At 40.3% G+C, this 5,806-nt stretch carries 4 protein-coding genes; 2 read left to right on the forward strand and 2 right to left on the reverse strand.

Annotation, left to right across the window (positions count from 1 at the left end; translation table 11 throughout):
* Window positions 1-267: 267 nt before the first annotated feature.
* Entirely contained in the window at window positions 268-882 is a 615-nt protein-coding gene (locus CWB66_RS12710; protein WP_077536667.1) for a trimeric intracellular cation channel family protein, read from the forward strand.
* A gap of 34 nt (window positions 883-916) precedes the next feature.
* The gene (locus CWB66_RS12715; RefSeq protein ID WP_138585668.1) at window positions 917-2,428 is read left to right on the forward strand and encodes a YifB family Mg chelatase-like AAA ATPase; all 1,512 of its coding nucleotides are present in this window, start codon (window positions 917-919) and stop codon (window positions 2,426-2,428) included.
* On the opposite strand, the gene CWB66_RS12720 is transcribed toward CWB66_RS12715, so the two are convergent.
* Window positions 2,425-3,129 (reverse strand): response regulator transcription factor, encoded by a 705-nt coding sequence (locus tag CWB66_RS12720; protein ID WP_138585669.1) that lies wholly within the window; start codon window positions 3,127-3,129, stop codon window positions 2,425-2,427. The genes CWB66_RS12715 and CWB66_RS12720 overlap by 4 nt on opposite strands.
* A gap of 212 nt (window positions 3,130-3,341) precedes the next feature.
* Window positions 3,342-5,792, reverse strand: coding sequence for an alpha/beta hydrolase family protein (locus tag CWB66_RS12725; protein WP_138585670.1), 2,451 nt, complete (start codon window positions 5,790-5,792; stop codon window positions 3,342-3,344).
* Window positions 5,793-5,806: the final 14 nt, after the last annotated feature.

The raw sequence follows: 5,806 nt of genomic DNA on the forward strand, positions 1-5,806 counted from the left end.
AATACTCTGCATAAGCAATCGAAGGTCGTCGGTTCGCTTTTTACAAACTCAGGCTCCCGCAACCACTGAAATTAAATATCTAAAAAATTAAAACAAAATCGCACTCTTTATTGAGTGATTTTTTGCGTCTGAAGTTTGGCTAAATAGGTTATACTCTCCTTTCTTTAATGACTTCCTTCTCATGCCTGTAACATTCAACAAATAACTTATTTTTGAAAAAGAGTGTTTTATGTTAAAACGGTTAAAAGATTTTAAGTAATAATACACATGACAGAACTTTATCACTGGTTTGACTTAATAGGCGTAGCAGTGTTTGCTGTGTCGGGCACTTTATTAGCGTACGAGAAAAAAATGGATGGCTTTGGTGTCGTCGTTTTAGCTACTGTTACCGCAATTGGCGGTGGTACAGTGCGTGATCTGATTTTAGATGTTCCTGTCTTTTGGTTACATGATCAAAGCTATTTTTTTGCCATACTGGCTTCAGTATTTATCACTACACGTCTTCTAAATAAGCAAAAGCCAATACCTCATTATATTTTACAAACAGCAGATGCTTTTGGTTTAGCTTTTTTTGCGGTAATGGGGGCTCAAAAAGCGCAACTTGCTGGTATGCCAGACATGACAGCGGTGATTATGGGTGTAATTACAGGCTGCTTTGGTGGTTTAATTCGAGATGTACTCGCGCGCGAAATTCCTATGCTATTAAAAGGCGAACTTTATGCCATTACCTGTATCGCGGGTGGTAGTGTTTATACGCTTTGTATTGGTTTTTCGTTAGTGACTGAGGTAGCGATGGTATTAGGCATGTTAATGACCTTATTGCTTCGTTTTGCTGCAATAAAATGGAAAATCACATTACACGTTTTTAAATATCCTGACTAAACTGGTGTAATCACACCATTTACTAGGATAAGGAATGTCGTTAGCTCGTATATTTTCTCGTGCTCAGGTGGGGATCAGTGCTCCAGAAGTTATTGTAGAAGTTCACCTAGGAAATGGTTTACCCGCTTTTCACATCGTAGGCCTGCCCGAAGCCTCTGTTAAAGAGTCAAAAGACAGAGTGCGTAGTGCACTCGAAAATTCGCAATTTGGTTTTCCCGATCAACGCATAACTGTAAATTTAGCGCCCGCCGACTTACCTAAAGATGGCGGGCGGTTTGATCTGGCTATAGCGGTGGGAATTTTAGTCGCTTCAGGGCAAATAGTGTGTCCTGACATTCATAAGTATGAGTTTTACGGGGAGCTTGCTCTTAATGGCGAGATACGTGGTGTAAATGCTATTTTGCCTTCGGTACTTGCCGCTAAAGAGCAAGACCGTTGCTGCTTTTTACCTTTTGCAAATGATAGCTTAGCAAGTTTAGTTAACGGCGTTAAACGCAAAGCCGTTAGCTCGATTCAAGAAGTATGGGGAGACTTACTTAATCAACAGCCATTACCACTAAATATAGAGTACCCAGATTGTACGCAAGCGCCAGACTTTTTACTTGATTTAAGCGATGTTAAAGGCCAACCTGGTGCAAAGCGAGTGCTCGAAATAGCCGCAGCTGGTGGGCATAATTTACTTTTTTTAGGTCCCCCAGGAACAGGAAAATCAATGCTCGCTCAACGAATGGCAACCATAATGCCGACAATGTCGGATGATGAAGCTATTTCAACGGCTGCGCTTTACTCTATTATTGGTCAATCAATTGATTTAACTAATTGGCGACAAAGGCCTTTTCGTAACCCACATCATACGTGCTCAGCGGTTGCTTTGGTTGGTGGATCTTCAAACCCCAAGCCTGGTGAGATTTCACTGGCACATAATGGGGTGCTCTTTTTAGACGAATTACCAGAGTTTGAACGTAAGGTGCTTGATTCACTGCGTGAGCCAATGGAAACCGGTACGGTTACTATTTCGCGTGCTGCAAGGCAAATGGAGTTTCCAGCGCAATTTCAGCTCATTACAGCGTTAAATCCCAGCCCCACAGGGAGCCATACCGATAAGCGGGCAACACCTGATCAAGTAATGCGTTATTTATCAAGAGTATCAGGGCCTTTTATTGATCGAATTGATATACAAATTGAATTGCCTCGTTTAACGAGTGTTGAACTACAAAGTACTCAACCGGAGGAAAGTAGTGCACAGGTTAGAGCAAGAGTTGAGGCTGCTTATTATGTTCAGTTAAAACGCCAAGGCAAGGTGAACGCGAGGCTTAACAATAAAGAAATGAGTGTGCATTGTGATCTGGCGTCTGCAGAATTACAGTTTTTAGCTAGAGCGAGTGAGAAGTTGTCGTTATCACCACGCTCTTACCACCGAGTAATTAAAGTGGCGCGTACCATTAGTGATTTAAAAGGCGCTGAAAATATTAGTTTAAATGAACTTAAAGAAGCACTTAACTATCGTGCATTTGAGCGTCTCATTGCACAATTAACCAAGTATTAGATAGAGAGCATGTAACCTTTACCGCGTACGGTAACAATGCGTTTTTGATCTTTTTCGTCGTTTAACTTTTTACGCAAACGGCCAATAAGTACATCAACAGTACGATCATTAGGGCTCCAATCGGGTTGACCTATTTCTTCTGATATTTTTTCACGAGACGTCGCTTTACCCGCATTACTAATTAGGCAAATAAGGACTTTATGCTCTGCTTCGGTTAAACGCGACTCAACGCCAGTAACAGTAATTAATGTACGATTATCGGGATGAAGTTTAAAGTCGGCATATTCTATAAACTCTTCGCTCTCGTCATGTTGTTGGTTAACTGCAATACGCTTATGCAGTGCACGTACACGTAGTTCTAACTCAAGTAAATCGACCGGCTTGCAAATATAGTCATCAGCACCTTGGGCAAGACCTGCAATACGATCAGCTTGAGAATCTCTGCTCGATAATACAATAACGCCAATATCAGTAAGGGTGTTTAATTCTTTTGCGAGCTGTAGTCCGTCGCGCTTAGGTAAGACAATATCAATTATAGCTAATGAGATAGCACTGCGCAGGTTGACTCGCTGCTTTACAACGCTAAGAGCATCAGCGCCAGTTGAGTCTACTTCTATTGTGAACTCGGTATCTGCAAAGTGATTTTGGATGCGTTTAACGAGTAGTTCATCGTCTTCAACCAATAAAACATTAATAGCCATAGTACTTTATTTTGAATGCTTATAGTTCTGTATGGTAGCACCATTAGGTAAATGCTGAGAAGGGGTGGTTGTTAGTTTTAAGTAACTTAATATTTCAAAAAAATATAAGGTGTTATAAGGGGTGATATTAGCACCTTTAAAGTAATTAAAAGGTGCTAAGTGGTTAATGCTCGGATAGTAAACTTGTATTAAGCGACTATTTTAAAATGCTTTTAGTCATTTGAGTACATTGAATCCCACCATTGTGGTTCGTCTTTTAGTTTTTTATCAAAGTACGCGAGCATAGTATCCCACCAGTTAAATCGTTTATCGCGCGCAAAAATCTGGTGGTCAGCGCCTTTGTATTCTATTAACTCTATGTCTTTATTAAGTAATTTAAGCGCAGTATACATGGTTAAGCTTTCGCCAACGGGCACATTGGTATCGCTATCGCCATGAAGAAGTAATAGAGGAGTGGTTACTTTATCAGCATGAAATACAGGGCTATGTTGGCTATAAAGTTCAGAGTTATTCCACGGGAAGCTATTTTTAGATGCTTCACCTGAATATAAATAGCCCCACCAACCTTCGCCCCAATATGAAGTGAGGTTAGAAATACCTGCATGGGCAATTGAGGCACTAAATATATCGGTTTTAGTGGCTAGTAGCATAGTTATAAAGCCGCCGTACGAAGCCCCTAAGTTACCTACTTTTTTATTATCAACGAAGTCGTACTTTTTCAAAAAAGCCTGAGTGCCTGTTATTATATCGTCAGCAGTGTAGTCGCCCCATGCGTTAACATGTTGCGCCGAAAATTTCTGTCCAAACCCTGTGGCTCCAGTTGGTTGCACTACATAAACAACGTAGCCGTTTTCTGCCCATAAGTTAAACGGGTAACGACCGGTAAAGCCACGAGTTACAGGCGAAGTACCACCATAGTAATAAACTAAAGCTGGATACTTTTTAGTTTTATCTAAGTTGCTAGGAATATAAACACGACCAGTTATTTCAACGCCGTTTTTATTTTTAAAATTAAACTCTTCTAATGTAGGGATGCGTGTATTTGCATAAGCACTCGGCTGTGAGTTCCACACTAACTGTGTTTTATTTTTACTTATGTTGAGGCGTTTTAATTGCTGTGGCGCTGAGGCATTAGTGCCGCTTAATAGAACTTCGGTATTACGGTCGTGTGAATAACTAAATTTCTCAACAATATCTAATCCAGTATTTAGCTTTTTAAAGCGCTGTTTACTTAAATCGAATAGGTAAAGTGGTTGAGTGTCTCGCTCAGTCACTTTAACAAGTGCGTCGCCACTTTCTAAAACCTCAAGTTGGCCAATAGCGGGGTCAAATTGTTTACTGAGGGCTTTTACGTTTTCACCATTATTGGTTAGTAGATAAAGTTGACCGTCATAGTTATTAGCAAGCATTGTTTTTGGCAATGCTCTGCCTGTACCATTTTTGAAATCGGGGCCTGCCACTACATAAATGTCTTTATTGGCGTACTTAGCTAAGTCAAAAGTTTTAAACTTACCTAGCGATAAAAGCTTACTTGATTTTAAATCCAGCTCGACCAGCTCAGTTTCTGGATGAGTTGATGCCTGCATTGCCACTACAGAGCGGCTCATTAGTATTTTACCGCGATTGCTGTTTAAATCTTCAAGGTTATGGGTAATAGGGCCTTGGCTAAGCGCTTTTGTTAAGCCACTTTTGGTATCAAATATATAAATTTGGCTAGTGGTGCGGGCATATGACCAACGATCTTGCAGACCTTTATAATGCTTAGTTAAGCTATCAGTACTTTCGGGGGATTTAGACCAACTAAAAAGAAGGCTACTGTCGTTATAAAAGGTAAAACCACTGGCACCTTCTAAATCGGCAGCTAATGTTTTTATTGATAAATTTTTACGATTCAGTTGTTTTAATTCACCGTTGAGCAAATACACCAAAAACTGATTATCAGGGCTCCAGATTATGTTACTTGGTTGACCTGCTTCAAATCGATATAGCGTGTGGTCGTCTGTATCTTTAAGTACAGTAACGGTATTCGCTTGGTTTTGTGTAACATCGTTATATGTTCTTGTTGTGGTTACGTATTGCTTAGCATTAGGTGCTAATGATAATTGGTTGATGATGGGGGCATCAAATAGTTGTTTTGCAGATAAACGTTTTGATTGTGAAGTGCTAAGCGTGATTTTATCGATGTCGGTTTTAGGTGCAAAATCGAGTGCCACGTCATGCCAATTAGCAACTTGTTGCGCGACTATAATTACTGTGTGAGTTGTGTTGCTTAAAGCTAGTTTATAGCTGTTCTTATCGCCTTTTTGTAGCTCACCGTTGATAAATAGTTGGCCTTGCTGAATCCCTTTTAAGGTGAGCGTGCCTTGTGTGAAACGTGTTGTTTCAATATTGAACTTTAGCGCTTGCAACCCACCAAGTGTAAGCGCATTTATCTTATCAAATGGCTGCCAGCTCTGCTTTTTTCCGAAAATAGATAAACTCTCTGAACTTGCTTGTAATCGTGGTAATAGGTTATTGATAATGGCGGTGCCATGAGGTGTTTGAAAAGGCTTTAATTGCATGTCTTCGGCCAATGGACCGATAAACTGAATTTTTGACTTGTCTAATGGTGCAGCTATTGCTGCAAAGCTTAAGCTGGCGAATGTTAAAAAGGTGGCGGTGATATCAAGTGGTCAGT

Source organism: Pseudoalteromonas sp. S558 (genome assembly GCF_005886635.1).
Taxonomy (GTDB): Bacteria; Pseudomonadota; Gammaproteobacteria; order Enterobacterales; family Alteromonadaceae; genus Pseudoalteromonas; species Pseudoalteromonas aliena.